The sequence below is a fragment of the Pseudomonas sp. LBUM1645 genome (assembly GCF_059716185.1).
Genome location: NZ_CP166811.1, coordinates 6,105,568 through 6,122,414 on the forward strand (window position 1 = coordinate 6,105,568; position 16,847 = coordinate 6,122,414).

Sequence of the window (16,847 nt, forward strand, 5' to 3'; positions counted from 1 at the left end):
GGGTTTAACCAGGATGGTCATTGGCCGGTCGAACCGGGGTAGAAAGCGTCAGACAGGTTTTTCAACGCATCGGGTAGCCGCGGCCCCAAGCCCCCCACTAACAACGTCGGATCAAGCTCCATAACTCGCCCGTCCTTGGCCGCGCGGGTCGAGGACAAGATCGGGTTCTCCTTGAACAACGCCGCACGTGCCGCATCGCCGGTCAGTGCACGATCGGCAAACACCAGCACCTCGGGATCCAGGCTGACCAGGGATTCAATAGAAAAGGGTTTATAGCCGGTATGCGTGGCCAGATTGTGCCCACCGGCCTGTTGCAGCAACCAATCGGCGGCGGTGTCCTTGCCGGCTATGAGCGGTTTGCCGCCCGCGTGACCAAGCAACAACAGCACGCCCGGCGATTTTTCCTTCAACTGCGCCCGAGTGACCCGGATCTTTTGCTCATCGAGTTGCTGTTGATAAGTCTGAAACAAGTGTGAAGCCTGATCTTCAGCGCCAATCAACTTGCCCAGACGCTGCAAATTGCCCTGCAAGGTCGGCAGGTCCGGCTGGGCCGAGAACAGTTCGACCTGCACACCTGCACTGCGAACCTGCGAAAGTACCGGTGGCGGTCCCATTTCCTCGGTGCCGACCAGTATCTGCGGGCGTAAGCTCAAGATGCCCTCTGCCGACAATTGCCGCTGATACCCGATGCTTGGCAATGCCTTGAGCGATTCCGGGTGCTGACTGGTGGTGTCGACACCGACCAGTTTCGATTCACCGCCCAGCGCGCTGATCCATTCCGATAAAGCACCACCGGCACTGACCCAACGTTGTGGCAACTCGGCCGCTGCGGCGTGGTGGCTGACGAGGAGTCCGACACAGAGCGCAGCAACGCGGGTACTCAGGCGCATAAACAGCTTCCTTTAAGGGTTTTCCCGGGCATCGAGATGACAGGCCAAGTATCCTCGGCATCTGGCACCTGGACCCGACAGGCAAGGCAGCCATTTGATAATTGTTTGCATTTGAACGTCAAGCTCGGACATATCCAGTCACGAGCTGCAGGACTTGAGGATAGACATGAAGTTTCTTTGTGCAGGCGTTGAGCTGGCCGATGCCAGCAGCCGCGGTTTCGACATCGACGGCCAGAAGCTCTTTGCCGTGCGCCGTGGCGGCCAAGTCTACGTCTACATCAATCGCTGCCCGCACCGTGGCGTCGGACTGGAATGGAAGCCCGACCAATTTCTCGACCCCAGCAGCAGCCTGATCCAGTGCGCGACCCACGGCGCACTGTTTCTGATCGAAGACGGCGAATGCGTCGCCGGCCCTTGCGCTGGTCAGTCCCTGACCACAGTCGCCTGCCGCGAAGACGAGCAAGGGATCTGGGTCAGTCTTTAGCCGTTCAGCAACACATCCAGACGCCGATCGACCACCATTCCTTCGTGGGTCAAGTGCACGCCATAGGCCAGCACCTCGACCCCGCACGACACCGCCTCACGCAAGGCTGCGGCGTAGGCCGAATCGATTTCTTCTGCAGGACGCACGGCGTCGATGCCGCTGAGATTGACGCAATACAACTGCACCGCACGAATTCCGTCCCGGGCCAGATGCGCCAATTCGCGCAAATGCTTGGCCCCGCGCTGGGTCACAGCATCGGGAAACGCTGCCACCGAAGAACCATCGAAGCCCAAAGTGACGCTTTTGACTTCCACATAAGCCGGCCCGCTCGGGTAATCGAGGCGGAAGTCGATGCGACTGCTTTCCTGACCGTAGGCCACTTCACGTTTCAGTTCGGTAAAGCCGTTCAGTTCGGTGATGACACCGGCTCGCAGTGCCTCTTCGATCAAGCCGTTGGCCCGCCCGGTATTCACACAAAACAAGCGTCCCTGCGGCGTTTCGCCGATTTCCCAAGTGCCCGGCAACTTGCGCTTGGGGTCGTTGGAACGGCTGAACCAGACCTGCCCGCCTTCGACCTGGCAATTGAGCATCGAGCCGGTGTTCGGGCAGTGAATGGTCAGCAACTCGCCGCTAACGGTTTCGATATCGGCGAGAAAACGCTTGTAACGACGAATCAAACGGCCTTCTTCGAGTGGAGGATGAAAACGCATCAGCCTTGCCAGCTCTTCAAACCGCGAGCAATCCGCTCGACCGCTTCCTGTAGGCGCGGAAGACTTTGGGTGTAGGCAAACCGCACATGGTGGCCAGCCTGATAACGACCAAAGTCCAGACCCGGAGTAATCGCCACGTGTTCGGTTTCGAGGAAATGGCGGCAGAACGCGAAGGCATCGCCGCCGAACTTGCTGATATCGGCATACAAGTAGAACGCGCCTTCAGGCTCAACGGCGATACCAAAGCCCAGTTCTCGCAGGGCTGGCAGCAGGAAATCCCGACGACGGCCGAATTCGGCGCGACGTTCTTCCAGGATGCTGATCGTGGCCGGTTCGAAGCAGGCCAGAGCGGCGTGCTGAGCCATGCTCGGGGCGCTGATGTAGAGGTTCTGGGCGAGTTTTTCCAGCTCACCGACCGCCGCTTCAGGCGCCACCAGCCAACCAAGTCGCCATCCCGTCATGCCGAAATACTTGGAAAAACTATTCAGTACAAAGGCACTGTCATCGACTTCCAGCACGCTGGCCGCATCGGTGCCGTAGGTCAGACCGTGATAGATCTCATCCACCACCAAATGACCGTGACGTTCCTTGATCGCGGCCGACAGGCCCGCCAGCTCATCGCGGGTCAGGATCGTCCCGGTCGGGTTGGCTGGCGACGCCACCAGGGCGCCGACGCTGTCGTTATCCCAATGGCGTGCAATCAGGTCCGGCGTCAGCTGATAGCGCACGTCCGGACCTACAGGAACAAGCTGCGCTGCGCCTTCCACCAACCGCAGGAAATGCCGATTGCAGGGATAGCCTGGGTCCGCCAGCAGCCAGTGCTTGCCCGGGTCCACCAACAAGGCGCTGGCCAGCAGCAGCGCACCGGAACCACCAGGCGTGATGAGGATTCGCTGCGGGTCGATGTTCAAACCGTAACGTTGCTGATAAAAGCCGGAAATGGCCTCACGCAACTCGGGAATGCCACGCGCGGCGGTGTAACGGGTCTTCCCCGCCGTCAATGCGGCCTGGCCGGCCTGAATGATCGGCTCGGCGGTGGTGAAGTCGGGTTCGCCGATTTCCAGGTGGATCACGTCGTGACCAGCGGCTTGCAGTTCATTGGCCCGCGCCAGCAGCGCCATGACATGGAAAGGTTCGATCGCGCGACTGCGGGCACTGTAGGACTGAGCCATTAGCCTTCCTTCAACGGGGAAAAAAACTGATTCTACCCAAGCGCAGGAACGAGCGAGAACCTAAAGCGGTCAGACCGTTATAACTCCGGTCTCAAACGACTCAAGCGTGTGTCTCAGGTTTGACTAAAATCAATAATTGATCAGGTCTCCAGCACCGCCAGACAAGGCTTTGCAATCATTTGCAAGCACAGCGGGCCACTACCTCGACATCCGGGAGTAGCGCGGTCCGATTTGATCTGGTAAGTTCGCCCGCTTGCAGCCGCAGGGCCGGCAGGTGTCGGTGATGGAGCAATCCTGCGCAATGGATTACAAGAGTAGAGGCGGTCCATTTCATGCCCACCCAAGCAAAGCAGCAAAACCAGTCGATCAGCGGCTTCGAACCCTACAAAGAAGTAAAGGGCGAGGAATACATGGGCAAGCCCATGCGCGCTCACTTCACCAAGATCCTGAATAAGTGGAAACAGGACTTGATGCAGGAAGTCGACCGTACGGTTGATCACATGAAAGACGAAGCGGCCAACTTCCCGGACCCGGCAGACCGTGCCAGCCAGGAAGAAGAATTCAGCCTCGAGCTGCGTGCCCGCGACCGCGAGCGCAAGTTGATCAAAAAGATCGACAAGACGCTGCAACTGATCGAAGACGAAGAATATGGCTGGTGCGAGTCCTGCGGCGTCGAAATTGGCGTCAAGCGACTGGAAGCCCGCCCTACCGCCGATATGTGCGTTGACTGCAAGACCCTGGCGGAAATCAAGGAAAAGCAAGTCGGCAAGTAATCTCGACTTGAACGAAAAACGGAGCGTGCGAACGCTCCGTTTTTGTTTCTGACATTCGCTGATACTTGCTGTGACTTTAAGATCGCCATCGCGAGCAAGCTCGGCTCCTACAGGAAATTGCGCCGGCCTTTGTAGGAGCTGAGCTTGCTCGCGATGGCGGCTTCAAGCCATGCTCAATACGACCAGACAACGTAACCGCCCTCATGACTGTCATCCCCCCTTCCACCTACATCGGGCGCTTCGCCCCCACGCCCAGTGGACATCTGCATTTCGGTTCGCTGGTCGCAGCGCTGGCCTCGTATCTCGACGCGCGCTCGGTGGATGGCCGCTGGCTGATGCGCATGGAAGATCTCGATCCGCCACGGGAGGAGCCCGGCGCTCAAGCGGCCATTCTCAAGGCGCTGGAAAGCTACGGTTTCGAGTGGGATGGCGAAATGGTCCGACAGAGTGACCGGCACGATGCCTACGCCGAAGTCCTCAATCGTCTGTTCAATCACGGCCTGGCCTACGCTTGCACCTGCTCACGCAAAACACTTGCGCCCTATCACGGGATTTATCCAGGGCTGTGCCGCAACGCCGGTCATGACACTAAAGATGCTGCGATTCGCCTGCGTGTCCCCGAGCTGGAATACCACTTCATCGACCGAGTGCAAGGCGAATACCGCCAACACCTGGGCCGTGAGGTCGGTGATTTCGTGATCCGCCGCCGCGACGGGCTCTACGCCTATCAACTGGCGGTGGTGCTGGACGATGCGTGGCAAGGCATTACCGATATCGTCCGCGGTGCCGACCTGCTCGACTCCACGCCGCGCCAGCTCTACCTGCAAGAACTGCTCGGCCTGCCGCAACCGCGTTATCTGCACATCCCGCTGATCACCCAGCCCGATGGCAACAAGCTCGGTAAGTCCTATCGTTCGCCGCCGTTGACCGAAGATCAGGCAACCCCTTTGTTGCTGCGTGCGTTGCGCGCACTGGGGCAGAATCCCGGTGCCGAACTGGCTTACGCCACCCCACGGGAAGTGCTGAACTGGGGCATTGCCCACTGGGATGCATTATTGATCCCGCGCACACTCAACCTGCCCGAAGCGCAACTACAGTGATCACACTTGCAGTGGCGCGCCCATCCGTTACCATCGCCGCACCTTTTCGGGCACGCGCATAAAAAAGAGAGGCCGGGATGTACATCTATCGCTTGGTCCTGCTCCTGGTAGTGGGGATTTATCTGTTCTCCCCGGCCATCATGGATTGGTGGATCGACGCCACTGGCGCCTGGTATCGCCCTTATCTGCTCTGGCTGATTCTGATCGTCGTGACCTTCATCCTGCAGAGCCAAAAAGATGCCGATGAGCTTTAGCCTGACCCAGATGATCCTGATCAGCGCCGCGTACCTGGCGGTGCTGTTCGGCGTAGCCTGGGTCAGCGAACGGGGCATGATCCCCCGGGCGATCATTCGCCACCCGCTGACGTACACCCTGTCGCTGGGCGTGTATGCCAGTGCGTGGGCGTTTTACGGCACGGTGGGCCTGGCCTATCAATACGGCTACGGATTTTTGTCCAGCTATCTAGGCGTTTCCGGCGCGTTTCTGCTGGCGCCGGTGCTTTTGTATCCGATCCTGAAAATCACCCGCACGTATCAGCTGTCGTCGCTGGCCGATCTGTTCGCCTTCCGCTTCCGCAGCACCTGGGCCGGCGCACTGACGACGATCTTCATGCTGATCGGCGTGCTGCCGTTGCTGGCGTTGCAGATTCAGGCGGTGGCCGACTCCATCGGCATCCTCACCCGCGAGCCGGTACAACATCGCGTGGCCCTGAGCTTCTGCGCACTGATCACGCTGTTCACGATTTTCTTTGGCTCGCGCCACATCGCCACCCGCGAGAAACACGAAGGCCTGGTGTTCGCGATTGCTTTCGAGTCGGTGATCAAACTGATCGCCATCGGCGGCGTTGGTCTCTATGCGCTGTACGGCGTGTTCGATGGCCCGCAACAGCTTGAGCTTTGGCTGCTGCAAAACCAGACCGCCCTCGCCGCTTTGCACACGCCATTGCAGGAAGGCCCGTGGCGTACGCTGCTGCTGGTGTTCTTCGCTTCGGCGATCGTGATGCCGCACATGTACCACATGACGTTTACCGAAAACCTCAACCCGCGCTCGCTGGTCAGTGCGAGCTGGGGCTTGCCGCTGTTCCTGCTGTTGATGAGCCTGGCGGTACCGCTGATTCTCTGGGCCGGACTGAAACTCGGCGCCACCACCAACCCGGAATATTTCACGCTGGGCATTGGTATCGCGGCCAACAGCAAGGCTTTGGCGCTATTGGCCTATATCGGCGGATTGTCGGCGGCCAGCGGCTTGATCATTGTCACCACCCTGGCCCTGTCCGGGATGGCGCTGAACCATTTGGTGCTGCCGCTCTATCAGCCGCCAGCCGAAGGCAATATCTACCGCTGGCTGAAGTGGACCCGCCGGGGGCTGATCGTCGCGATCATCATGGCCGGTTACGGTTTCTACCTGCTGCTGGGCGCGGAACAGGATCTGGCGAATCTGGGCATCGTCGCCTTCGTCGCCACCCTGCAGTTCCTGCCGGGCGTGCTGTCGGTACTGTACTGGCCGACCGCCAACCGCCGCGGTTTCATCGCCGGTTTGCTCGCCGGGATTCTGGTGTGGCTGGTGACCATGCTGCTGCCACTGGTCGGCAATCTGCAGGGCTTTTACATACCGCTGCTGAACATGATCTACGTGCTGGACGACACCAGTTGGCACATGGCAGCGATCGCCTCGCTGGCTGCCAACGTGCTGATGTTCACCCTGATCTCGCTCTTCACCAACGCCAGCAGCGAAGAGGCCAGCGCCGCTGAAGCCTGCGCCGTGGACAACGTGCGTCGCCCGCAACGCCGCGAACTGCACGCCGCCTCGCCCCAAGAGTTCGCCACACAACTTGCAAAACCCCTGGGCGCCAAGGCTGCGCAGAAAGAAGTCGAACAGGCCCTGCGCGACCTCTATCTGCCTTTCGATGAGCGCCGGCCTTACGCCTTGCGCCGCTTGCGCGACCGTATCGAAGCCAACCTCTCCGGCCTGATGGGGCCGAGCGTGGCTCAGGACATGGTCGAAACATTCCTGCCTTATAAGGCCGGCGGCGAAAACTACGTCACCGAAGACATCCACTTCATCGAAAGTCGCCTCGAGGATTACCACTCGCGCCTGACCGGGCTTGCCGCTGAACTCGATGCCCTGCGCCGCTATCACCGCCAGACCTTGCAGGAATTGCCGATGGGCGTTTGCTCGCTGGCCAAGGATCAGGAAATCCTCATGTGGAACAAAGCCATGGAGGAGCTGACCGGGATTGCCGCGCAGCGTGTGGTTGGTTCGCGGCTGAGCACCATTGCCGATCCATGGAAAGAGTTGCTGCAAGGCTTCATCAATCTGCCGGACGAACATTTGCACAAACAACATTTGGCGCTTGACGGCCAGACCCGCTGGCTGAACCTGCACAAAGCTGCGATTGATGAACCGCTCGCACCAGGTAACAGCGGCTTGGTGTTACTGGTGGAAGACCTGACCGAAACCCAGATGCTCGAAGACAAACTGGTGCACTCCGAGCGTCTGGCCAGCATCGGTCGACTCGCGGCGGGCGTGGCCCATGAAATCGGCAACCCGATCACTGGCATCGCCTGCCTGGCGCAGAACCTGCGGGAAGAGCGCGAAGAAGACAGCGAACTGAAGGAAATCAGCGGGCAGATCCTCGAGCAGACCAAACGCGTGTCGCGCATCGTTCAGTCGCTGATGAGCTTCGCCCACGCCGGCAGTCATCAGCACAGCGACGAGCCCGTCTGTCTGGCGGAAGTGGCCCAGGATGCCATCGGTTTGCTGGCCCTGAACCGACGCAATTTCGAAGTGCAGTTCTACAATCTGTGCGATCCCGATCACTGGGTCGAAGGCGACCCGCAGCGGCTTGCACAAGTACTGATCAACCTGCTCTCAAACGCCCGCGATGCCTCGCCTCCCGGCAGTGCGGTGCGGGTCAAAAGCGAAGCCGGCGAACACACGGTCGACTTGATCGTGGAAGACGAAGGCAGCGGTATTCCGAAGAACATCATGGATAGATTGTTCGAACCTTTCTTCACCACCAAGGATCCTGGCGAAGGCACCGGTCTGGGCCTTGCACTGGTCTATTCCATCGTTGAAGAGCATTATGGACAAATCACCATCGACAGCCCGGCTGATGTTCAAAGCCAGCGCGGCACCCGTATCCGGGTGACCTTGCCGCGTCATGTCGAAGCGACGTCCGCTGTGAACTGAGACCGTCGAGAGTATCGAATCAATGCCGCACATTTTGATCGTCGAAGACGAAACAATTATCCGCTCCGCCTTGCGCCGCCTGCTGGAACGTAACCAGTACCAGGTCAGCGAAGCCGGTTCAGTGCAGGAAGCACAAGAACGCTTCACCATTCCCACGTTCGACCTGATCGTCAGCGACCTGCGTCTGCCTGGCGCGCCTGGCACCGAGTTGATCAAACTTGGCCAGGGCACTCCGGTGTTGATCATGACCAGCTACGCGAGCCTGCGTTCGGCAGTCGACTCGATGAAGATGGGTGCGGTGGATTACATCGCCAAGCCTTTCGATCACGATGAAATGCTCCAGGCCGTCGCGCGAATCCTGCGTGACCGTCAAGCTGTGCAAGCCAGCGGCGAACCTGCCGTCGGCAAAGCCGGTAATGGCGCCGCGAAACCGAGCGCCAGCAACAACAATGGCGAAATCGGCATCATCGGCTCTTGCCCGCCTATGCAGGATCTGTACAGCAAGATCCGCAAAGTCGCGCCAACCGACTCCAATGTCCTGATCCAGGGCGAATCCGGCACCGGTAAAGAACTGGTGGCGCGCGCCCTGCACAATCTGTCCAAACGCGCCAAGGCGCCGATGATTTCGGTGAACTGCGCGGCCATTCCGGAAAGCCTGATCGAGTCCGAACTGTTCGGCCACGAAAAAGGCGCGTTCACTGGCGCCAGCGCCGGGCGTGCCGGTCTGGTGGAAGCGGCCGACGGCGGCACCTTGTTCCTCGACGAAATCGGCGAACTGCCACTGGAAGCCCAGGCCCGCCTGCTGCGCGTGCTGCAGGAAGGTGAAATTCGTCGTGTGGGTTCGGTGCAGTCCCAGAAAGTCGATGTGCGCCTGATCGCCGCGACTCACCGGGACCTCAAGAGCCTGGCAAAAATCGGCCAGTTCCGTGAAGACTTGTATTACCGCCTTCACGTGATCGCCCTGAAACTGCCGGCCCTGCGCGAGCGCGGCGCCGACGTCAACGAAATTGCCACCGCGTTCCTGGCGCGGCAGAGCGCGCGGGTCAACCGCACTGATCTGAAGTTCGCCCCGGATGCCGAGCAGGCGATTCGTCATTACTCGTGGCCGGGTAACGTTCGAGAGCTGGAAAACGCAGTAGAACGTGCGGTCATCCTGTGCGAGAGCCCGGAGATTTCCGCCGAGCTGCTGGGGATCGACATCGAACTGAGCGATCTGGACGATGACGATTTCATCGGCCTGCCCCCACAACAGGGCAGCGCCGCCGGTAACAATAGTCATGAGCCGACCGAAGACCTGTCACTGGAAGACTACTTCCAGCACTTCGTTCTCGAGCATCAGGACCACATGACCGAAACCGAGTTGGCGCGCAAACTCGGTGTCAGTCGCAAATGCCTGTGGGAGCGTCGTCAGCGCCTGGGCATTCCGCGGCGCAAGACCGGGGTAGCCAGCGAGAGCTGAACGCCACCTGTAAGGCGTGCGGGTAACACGTGACATTGTGAAAAAAACTGTTACCTCAGCTTTTTCACGTAACAGAAGCCGGGGCTTACGGTAACGAAGCCCCGGCTTTTTTTGGCCTCTGAAAACCTCACCAGCCGGCCTCACCCCTTGTTTTGCTGGGCCTCGCAAAAGTTGGCACGCCCCCTGCTATATGTTTGGTACAAGAACAATAACAAGCAATGCACAAGACAATAAAAATAAGACGTATCGACTCACGCACAATAAAAACAAGACGGCGAGAGGCGCAGCTAACTGATTCTTTTGGAGAGGCGTTGTATTTGGGGCTTGCCCCACGACCAGGCCGAGAACAACAAAAAACTGTCACAAGACAGAGCCTGAACTGGTTGGATCGCAAGATCACTGCAACACAGCGACCAAAGCAATCCGTTTGCTCTTGGCTCCCGATTGGGAGGGTCATGAAGGAAAAACTTCATGGCGAGGGCACTCAACAAAAACAAGAAGCCCGAATCAAAAATAAAAAAAGAGCACGCAACTACTTTCTTGGGGAGCTTCGGCTCCCCTTGTAGTTTCTGCGATTCAGCATTCACGCTGCCCCTGTAGCAGCTGCCGAGCCTGCGAGGCTGCGTTCGACTACGCAGTAGTCGCAATATGGGCGACCGGCTTTCTCCTGACACACCGCAATCTCAGGTTTTACGACGGCTTCGCCGCCGAACGCAGCCTCGCGCTGCTCGGCAGCTGCTACATGCCCCTGCGTACCAGCCCCCCCTTCAAGCGCTTGCGCAGCTTCCTACACCATCCCCCGACTAAATGCTAGAATCCCCGCCCATCATGCGGTCATTCTTCGTTTTGGCCGAACATTCCTTCAAACAGTGCATCCCATGCTGAAGAAGCTGTTCCAGTCATTCCGTTCTCCCAAGCGTCATACGCAACACATTCGCAGTACGCCTGAAGTGCTCAACAGCGGCCAACATTCGCTGCAAAAGGCTCAATTCAGTCGCTACGCGGTGAACATCGTCGAACGCCTGCAGAACGCCGGTTACCAGGCTTATCTGGTCGGCGGCTGCGTGCGCGACATGCTGCTCGGCATCACGCCGAAAGATTTCGACGTCGCCACCAGTGCCACACCTGAACAGGTGCGGGCCGAATTCCGCAACGCGCGGATCATCGGTCGCCGCTTCAAGCTGGTGCACATCCACTTTGGCCGCGAAATCATTGAAGTCGCGACCTTCCGCGCCAATCACCCGCAAAACGATGAAGAGGAAGACAGCAACCAGTCTTCCCGTAACGAAAGCGGGCGCATCCTGCGCGATAACGTCTACGGCACGCTGGAAGAAGACGCGCAACGCCGCGACTTCACCATCAACGCCTTGTATTACGATCCGGTCAGCGAGCGCATCCTCGATTACGCCAACGGCGTACACGACATCCGCAATCACCTGATCCGCCTGATCGGCGACCCGAAGCAACGCTACCAGGAAGACCCGGTACGGATGCTGCGAGCCGTGCGTTTCGCCGCCAAGCTGAATTTCGGTATCGAAAAACACAGCGCCGCACCTATCCGTGAACTGGCGCCGATGCTGCGCGAGATTCCATCGGCCCGTTTGTTCGAAGAAGTGCTCAAGCTGTTCCTCTCCGGCCATGCCGCGGACACTTTCGAGATGCTGGTCGACCTGCAGCTATTCGATCCGCTGTTCCCGGCCAGTGCCGAAGCGCTGGAATACAACCCGACGTACACCCACACGCTGATCAGCGAAGCGTTGATCAACACTGATCTGCGGATTAAACAGAACAAACCGGTAACCCCGGCGTTCCTGTTTGCGGCCCTACTGTGGCCTGCCCTGCCGGCTCGTGTATTGCGCCTGCAAGAACGTGGCATGCCGCCGATTCCGGCGATGCAGGAAGCGGCTCATGAACTGATCGCCGAACAGTGCCAGCGCATCGCGATTCCGAAACGCTTCACCATGCCGATCCGCGAGATCTGGGACATGCAGGAGCGTCTGCCACGCCGTAGCGGCAAGCGCGCCGACCTGTTGCTGGACAACCCACGGTTCCGTGCCGGTTACGACTTCCTGCTGCTGCGCGAAAGCGCCGGCGAGCAGACCGATGGCCTGGGCGAATGGTGGACGGATTATCAGGACGCCAACGACAGCGAACGTCGCGACATGATCCGCGACCTCAGCGGCAAGGACGACGGCACCGGCGCTCCACGCAAACGTCGCCGCAGCGGTGGCGCCAAGCGCAAACGTACCGCCGGCGCACCGAGCGCCACGGGCGAGTAATCCATGGAACGCATCTACATCGGCATGGGCAGCAATCTGGCTGACCCCGCCGAACAATTGCGCAGCGCCGTCGAGGCGCTGGCACAGTTGCCGCAGACTGAACTGATCGGGGTTTCCGGGTTTTATCAGAGCGACTCGCTGCTGCCCGGCCAACCGCGTTATACCAACGCGGTTGCCGCCCTCGACAGCACACTCCCGCCGCTGGAGCTGCTTGATGCGCTGCAAGCCATCGAGAACGGACAGGGCCGCGAGCGCCTTGAACGCTGGGGGCCGCGTACGCTGGATCTCGACATCGTACTGTTCGGTGATCGGCTGATCGATGAACCTCGCCTCAAGGTGCCTCACTACCATATGCAGGAACGAGCATTCGTTCTCTATCCACTGGCCGAACTGGCGCCTGCGGATTTGCGTCTGGCCGATGGCCGCGCGCTTAGCGAATTGCTCGCAGCCTGCCCGTTCGTCGGCCTGGAACGCCTCCCCCGAAATTGACACCATCCCCCTGTGGGAGCGAGCTTGCTCGCGATAGCGGCCTGTCATTCAACATTGATGCTGGCTGATCCACCGCTATCGCGAGCAAGCTCGCTCCCACATTGGTTTTGTGTCGAACATGAGATCGGTAGTTGCTGAATCGCATCAGTTACTCCGGTAACACCCCACGCGTAACAATGCGGTAACACACGCAATTGACTTCCCGAGTTCTCCTCACGACTATAGGCGTCCCGCTGCCGCCAACACGGCGTTGAAGGGCGCAATCCAGGCCTTAAAAGCACGACAACAGACCGTGCGCCTGTATTTAACGAAGAATCACGCGCGTTACTCGCAGTAGTTTCCACAGCGCCTGAATGAGGAACTTTTCATGCCAGCCATCACCCTGACCACTCTGCAAGGTCTCAAGCAAAAAGGTGAAAAAATCACCATGCTGACCTGCTATGACGCGACCTTCGCCCACGCCTGCAATGAGGCTGGTGTCGAAGTGCTGCTGGTGGGCGACTCCCTTGGCATGGTTTTGCAAGGTCACGACAGCACCCTGCCGGTCACCACCGCGGAAATGGCTTACCACGTGGCGTGCGTCAAACGCGGTAACACCGATGCGTTGATCCTCGCCGACCTGCCCTTCATGGCCTACGCCACCACCGAACAAGCCATGACCAACAGTGCCCTGTTGATGCAGGCGGGTGCGCACATGGTCAAAGTTGAAGGAGCGCTGTGGCTGGCGGACTCGATCCGTCTGCTGGCCGAACGCGGTATCCCGGTGTGCGCGCACATGGGGCTGACACCGCAATCGGTGAATATCCTCGGCGGTTACAAAGTCCAGGGTCGCAACGAAAACCAGGCGCGGCAGATGCGTGCCGATGCGATCGCCCTGGAACAGGCCGGCGCGGCGATGCTGCTGCTCGAATGCGTACCGAGCGAACTGGCCGAAGAGATCACCCAGGCGGTGAAAATCCCGGTAATCGGCATCGGCGCCGGCAGTGGCACCGACGGCCAGGTCCTGGTTCTGCACGACATGCTCGGCCTGTCGATCACTGGCCGTGTGCCGAAGTTCGTGAAGAACTTCATGGCCGGGCAACAAAACATTCAAGCGGCGCTTGGTGCGTACGTCACTGAAGTCAAAGCGGTAACTTTCCCTGGTATCGAACACGGATTCTCCGCATGAACACCGTAAAAACCGTACGCGAATTGCGGGCCGCTGTGGCCCGTGCCCGCAGTGAAGGCAAGCGCATCGGCTTCGTGCCGACCATGGGCAACCTGCACAGCGGTCATGTGGCACTGGTGACCAAAGCCACCCAACGGGTGGATTTCGTGGTCGCGAGCATTTTCGTCAACCCGTTGCAGTTCGGCGCCGGCGAAGACCTCGACAAGTACCCGCGCACCCTCGCGGCCGATCAGGAGAAGCTGCTCCAGGCCGGTTGCCACTTGCTGTTCGCGCCAACCGTTGAAGAAATGTACCCCGACGGCATGGTCGGCCAGACCCGCGTCAGCGTTCCGCAACTCTCCGAAGGCCTCTGCGGCGCCAGCCGTCCCGGGCATTTCGAAGGTGTGGCGACGGTGGTCACCAAGCTGTTCAACATGGTCCAGCCAGACCTGGCGATCTTCGGCCAGAAAGACTTCCAGCAACTGGCGGTGATCCGCGCCCTGGTGCATGACCTGAACATGCCGATCCAGATCATCGGCGAACCGACGGTACGTGCAGCCGATGGCCTGGCGCTGTCGTCGCGCAATGGTTTCCTCAGCGAAGAACAGCGGGCCATTGCACCGGTTGTGTATCGCGGTTTGATCCAGATTGCCGATGCGATCAAACAGGGCGAACGGGATTTCCCGGCGTTGATCGGTGCGCAGATCAAGCAGCTTGAAGCCGCTGGTTTGCGTCCTGACTACCTGGAAATTCGTCATGCTCAGACCTTGCGTCCGGCAACTGCGCAAGATCGGGATCTGGTGATTCTGGTGGCGGCATTCCTGGGTACCACGCGGTTGATCGATAACCTGCATCTGAACCTCGACGCATCTAACTGAACGCACTCTATCCCTGTGGGAGCGAGCTTGCTCGCGATAGCGGATTAACATTCAACATTGATGTTGGCTGATCCTCCGCCATCGCGAGCAAGCTCGCTCCCACAGGGGTTCGGCTCTGACTCCAAACGCCGTATTGCTAGCCCTCAAGCCTTTGGGCACCATTTGCGCATACGCCCACTACAGCGAACCACACCAGCAATGCCATTCCGGTTCAGGTCGCCTGACCCCGTCTTAGCCCCTCCCCCTTCCGTTTGTCGGACCGTTCCCTGCTTGATGTATAAAAAAGTACCGGGAACGGGTCAGACAAAGTCAAGACAGATCGCAGCGCGAGGTTTACTGTATTCGCCCTGTGTCATGAAATCGTGTCGACGCAGTTAACCGGACGCCCACCCACAGCGCTCCGGTATTTTTAGTGTTCAAAAGGCCGTTCAAGTAAAAAGGAAACCCGCAGCGATGGCGTATTACCGCACCCCTCAAGACGTTACCGCTCTGCCCGCCTGGCAAGCGTTGAATGACCACCGCCAAGCCATGCAAGATTTCAGCATGCGCGAAGCCTTTAATGCCGATCCGCAGCGCTTTACCCAATTCACCCTCAGCAGCTGCGGCCTGTTTCTCGACTACTCGAAAAACCTGATCAACGCCCAGACCCGCGATCTGCTGGTGGGCCTGGCCAACGAAGTCGACCTCCAGGGCGCGATCAAAGCGCTGTTCGAAGGCGAAATCGTCAACTCCTCCGAAGGTCGTCCGGCCCTGCACACAGCTCTACGCCGTCCGGTCGGCGACAAGCTGAAGGTCAACGGCGTCAACGTGATGCCGGAAGTGCACAAGGTCCTGAACCAGATCACCGACCTCGTGGGCCGTATTCACGACGGCTTGTGGCGCGGCTACTCCGAGAAGCCGATCACTGACGTGGTGAACATCGGCATCGGTGGCTCGTTCCTCGGCCCGGAGCTGGTCTCCGAAGCGCTGCTGTCCTACGCCCAGAAAGGCGTGCGCTGCCATTACCTGGCGAACATCGACGGCAGTGAGTTCCACGAACTGACCATGAAGCTGCGTGCCGAAACCACGCTGTTCATCGTTTCGTCGAAATCCTTCAACACCCTCGAAACCCTGAAGAATGCCCAGGCCGCACGTGCCTGGTACTTGGCTCAGGGTGGTTCGGAAGCCGAGCTGTACCGTCACTTCATCGCCGTCTCCAGCAACAATGCAGCGGCGGTGGCATTCGGGATCCGCGAAGAAAACATCTTCCCGATGTGGGACTGGGTTGGCGGACGTTACTCGTTGTGGTCGGCCATCGGTTTGCCGATTGCCCTGGCCATCGGCATGTCGAATTTCAAGGAACTGCTGTCCGGTGCCTACACCATGGACCAGCATTTCCAGAGCGCACCGTTCGAACAGAACATGCCGGTGCTGCTGGCCTTGCTCGGCGTCTGGTACGGCAACTTCTGGGGCGCACAAAGCCACGCGATCCTGCCATACGACCACTACCTGCGTAACATCACCAAGCATTTGCAACAGCTGGACATGGAATCCAACGGCAAGAGCGTGCGCCAGGACGGCACTCCAGTGTCCACCGACACCGGTCCGGTGATCTGGGGTGGCGTGGGTTGCAACGGTCAGCACGCTTACCACCAGTTGCTGCACCAGGGCACCCAACTGATCCCGGCCGACTTCATCGTACCGATCGTCAGCTTCAACCCGGTGTCCGACCACCACCAGTGGCTGTACGCCAACTGCCTATCGCAAAGCCAGGCGCTGATGCTGGGCAAGACCCTTGCCGAGGCCGAAGCCGAGTTGCGCGACAAAGGCATGAGCGAAGAAGAGGTGCAGAAAATCGCGCCTCACAAGGTGATCCCGGGCAACCGTCCGAGCAATACGTTGGTGGTCGAACGCATCAGCCCGCGTCGCCTCGGCGCATTGGTGGCGATGTACGAACACAAAGTCTTCGTGCAAAGCGTGATCTGGGGCATCAACGCCTTCGACCAATGGGGCGTGGAGCTGGGTAAAGAGCTGGGCAAAGGCGTCTACAACCGCCTGGTCGGCAGCGAAGAAACCCCGGCTGACGATGCTTCGACCCAAGGCCTGATCAACTACTTCCGCGGTCGTCACCGCGGGTGATAGGCTGAAGGGGCGGCTTACCCGCCCTTTCTACTTGCAACATCGACAGTTCCACGGCACCGGGTTTACCGCAAAATCGGTGGCGTGCGCTATCACTGTAGGAGCTGCCGAAGGCTGCGATCTTTTGATTTTGATTGTTAAAAACAAGATCAAAAG

Annotated in this window: 14 protein-coding genes; 11 read left to right on the forward strand and 3 right to left on the reverse strand. The window is 59.4% G+C overall.

Features of this window, described 5'->3' with window-relative positions; translation table 11 throughout:
- Positions 1 to 17 precede the first annotated feature (17 nt).
- Entirely contained in the window at positions 18 to 890 is an 873-nt protein-coding gene (locus tag ACA079_RS27745; RefSeq protein WP_497701637.1) for a heme/hemin ABC transporter substrate-binding protein, read from the reverse strand.
- A gap of 166 nt (positions 891 to 1,056) precedes the next feature.
- On the opposite strand from ACA079_RS27745, the gene ACA079_RS27750 reads away from it, so the two are divergent.
- Positions 1,057 to 1,374 (forward strand): Rieske (2Fe-2S) protein, encoded by a 318-nt coding sequence (locus ACA079_RS27750; protein WP_497701638.1) that lies wholly within the window; start codon positions 1,057 to 1,059, stop codon positions 1,372 to 1,374.
- On the opposite strand, the gene sfsA is transcribed toward ACA079_RS27750, so the two are convergent.
- Entirely contained in the window at positions 1,371 to 2,084 is a 714-nt protein-coding gene (gene sfsA, locus ACA079_RS27755; protein ID WP_497701639.1) for a DNA/RNA nuclease SfsA, read from the reverse strand. The two genes, ACA079_RS27750 and sfsA, sit on opposite strands and share 4 nt — an antisense overlap.
- The gene (locus ACA079_RS27760; RefSeq protein ID WP_497701640.1) at positions 2,084 to 3,256 is read right to left on the reverse strand and encodes a pyridoxal phosphate-dependent aminotransferase; all 1,173 of its coding nucleotides are present in this window, start codon (positions 3,254 to 3,256) and stop codon (positions 2,084 to 2,086) included. Before ACA079_RS27760 ends, sfsA begins: the two co-directional genes overlap by 1 nt.
- Positions 3,257 to 3,588: 332 nt before the next feature.
- On the opposite strand from ACA079_RS27760, the gene dksA reads away from it, so the two are divergent.
- The 10 genes from dksA to pgi all read left to right on the forward strand — a co-directional run bounded on the left by dksA (position 3,589) and on the right by pgi (position 16,691).
- On the forward strand, positions 3,589 to 4,029 hold the full coding sequence (dksA, locus tag ACA079_RS27765) for an RNA polymerase-binding protein DksA (protein WP_007902025.1): 441 nt from the start codon (positions 3,589 to 3,591) through the stop codon (positions 4,027 to 4,029).
- A 203-nt stretch (positions 4,030 to 4,232) separates the two neighbouring features.
- Complete coding sequence (gene gluQRS / locus ACA079_RS27770; protein ID WP_497701641.1) at positions 4,233 to 5,129, forward strand: tRNA glutamyl-Q(34) synthetase GluQRS; 897 nt, start codon at positions 4,233 to 4,235, stop codon at positions 5,127 to 5,129.
- 77 nt (positions 5,130 to 5,206) lie between these two features.
- Complete coding sequence (locus tag ACA079_RS27775; RefSeq protein WP_003176118.1) at positions 5,207 to 5,383, forward strand: hypothetical protein; 177 nt, start codon at positions 5,207 to 5,209, stop codon at positions 5,381 to 5,383.
- Positions 5,367 to 8,321: a sensor histidine kinase gene (locus ACA079_RS27780; protein ID WP_176471621.1), complete on the forward strand. Its 2,955-nt coding sequence runs from the start codon at positions 5,367 to 5,369 to the stop codon at positions 8,319 to 8,321. Before ACA079_RS27775 ends, ACA079_RS27780 begins: the two co-directional genes overlap by 17 nt.
- Positions 8,322 to 8,343: 22 nt before the next feature.
- Positions 8,344 to 9,780 carry a sigma-54-dependent transcriptional regulator gene (locus ACA079_RS27785; protein ID WP_497701642.1) on the forward strand — a complete coding sequence of 479 codons (1,437 nt, stop codon included), beginning with the start codon at positions 8,344 to 8,346 and terminating at the stop codon, positions 9,778 to 9,780.
- 878 nt (positions 9,781 to 10,658) lie between these two features.
- On the forward strand, positions 10,659 to 12,059 hold the full coding sequence (locus ACA079_RS27790) for a polynucleotide adenylyltransferase PcnB (RefSeq protein WP_008153304.1): 1,401 nt from the start codon (positions 10,659 to 10,661) through the stop codon (positions 12,057 to 12,059).
- A gap of 3 nt (positions 12,060 to 12,062) precedes the next feature.
- Complete coding sequence (gene folK / locus ACA079_RS27795) at positions 12,063 to 12,548, forward strand: 2-amino-4-hydroxy-6-hydroxymethyldihydropteridine diphosphokinase (RefSeq protein WP_497701643.1); 486 nt, start codon at positions 12,063 to 12,065, stop codon at positions 12,546 to 12,548.
- 367 nt (positions 12,549 to 12,915) lie between these two features.
- The gene (gene panB, locus ACA079_RS27800) at positions 12,916 to 13,716 is read left to right on the forward strand and encodes a 3-methyl-2-oxobutanoate hydroxymethyltransferase (protein ID WP_415771451.1); all 801 of its coding nucleotides are present in this window, start codon (positions 12,916 to 12,918) and stop codon (positions 13,714 to 13,716) included.
- The gene (gene panC, locus ACA079_RS27805) at positions 13,713 to 14,573 is read left to right on the forward strand and encodes a pantoate--beta-alanine ligase (protein WP_497701644.1); all 861 of its coding nucleotides are present in this window, start codon (positions 13,713 to 13,715) and stop codon (positions 14,571 to 14,573) included. The genes panB and panC overlap by 4 nt, the downstream gene beginning before the upstream one ends.
- Before the next feature lie 453 nt (positions 14,574 to 15,026).
- Positions 15,027 to 16,691, forward strand: a complete 1,665-nt coding sequence (gene pgi, locus ACA079_RS27810) for a glucose-6-phosphate isomerase (protein WP_497701645.1) — start codon at positions 15,027 to 15,029, stop codon at positions 16,689 to 16,691.
- Positions 16,692 to 16,847: the final 156 nt, after the last annotated feature.

What these genes read in the sequence shown, in the direction of transcription:
- ACA079_RS27785 (WP_497701642.1), top strand. Translation starts at nt 8,344, where the DNA reads ATGCCGCACATTTTGATCGTCGAAGACGAAACAATTATCCGCTCCGCC.
- dksA (WP_007902025.1), top strand. Translation starts at nt 3,589, where the DNA reads ATGCCCACCCAAGCAAAGCAGCAAAACCAGTCGATCAGCGGCTTCGAA.
- ACA079_RS27790 (WP_008153304.1), top strand. Translation starts at nt 10,659, where the DNA reads ATGCTGAAGAAGCTGTTCCAGTCATTCCGTTCTCCCAAGCGTCATACG.
- pgi (WP_497701645.1), top strand. Translation starts at nt 15,027, where the DNA reads ATGGCGTATTACCGCACCCCTCAAGACGTTACCGCTCTGCCCGCCTGG.
- folK (WP_497701643.1), top strand. Translation starts at nt 12,063, where the DNA reads ATGGAACGCATCTACATCGGCATGGGCAGCAATCTGGCTGACCCCGCC.
- gluQRS (WP_497701641.1), top strand. Translation starts at nt 4,233, where the DNA reads ATGACTGTCATCCCCCCTTCCACCTACATCGGGCGCTTCGCCCCCACG.
- ACA079_RS27780 (WP_176471621.1), top strand. Translation starts at nt 5,367, where the DNA reads ATGCCGATGAGCTTTAGCCTGACCCAGATGATCCTGATCAGCGCCGCG.
- ACA079_RS27745 (WP_497701637.1), bottom strand. Translation starts at nt 890, where the DNA reads ATGCGCCTGAGTACCCGCGTTGCTGCGCTCTGTGTCGGACTCCTCGTC.
- ACA079_RS27775 (WP_003176118.1), top strand. Translation starts at nt 5,207, where the DNA reads ATGTACATCTATCGCTTGGTCCTGCTCCTGGTAGTGGGGATTTATCTG.
- panC (WP_497701644.1), top strand. Translation starts at nt 13,713, where the DNA reads ATGAACACCGTAAAAACCGTACGCGAATTGCGGGCCGCTGTGGCCCGT.
- ACA079_RS27760 (WP_497701640.1), bottom strand. Translation starts at nt 3,256, where the DNA reads ATGGCTCAGTCCTACAGTGCCCGCAGTCGCGCGATCGAACCTTTCCAT.
- ACA079_RS27750 (WP_497701638.1), top strand. Translation starts at nt 1,057, where the DNA reads ATGAAGTTTCTTTGTGCAGGCGTTGAGCTGGCCGATGCCAGCAGCCGC.
- sfsA (WP_497701639.1), bottom strand. Translation starts at nt 2,084, where the DNA reads ATGCGTTTTCATCCTCCACTCGAAGAAGGCCGTTTGATTCGTCGTTAC.
- panB (WP_415771451.1), top strand. Translation starts at nt 12,916, where the DNA reads ATGCCAGCCATCACCCTGACCACTCTGCAAGGTCTCAAGCAAAAAGGT.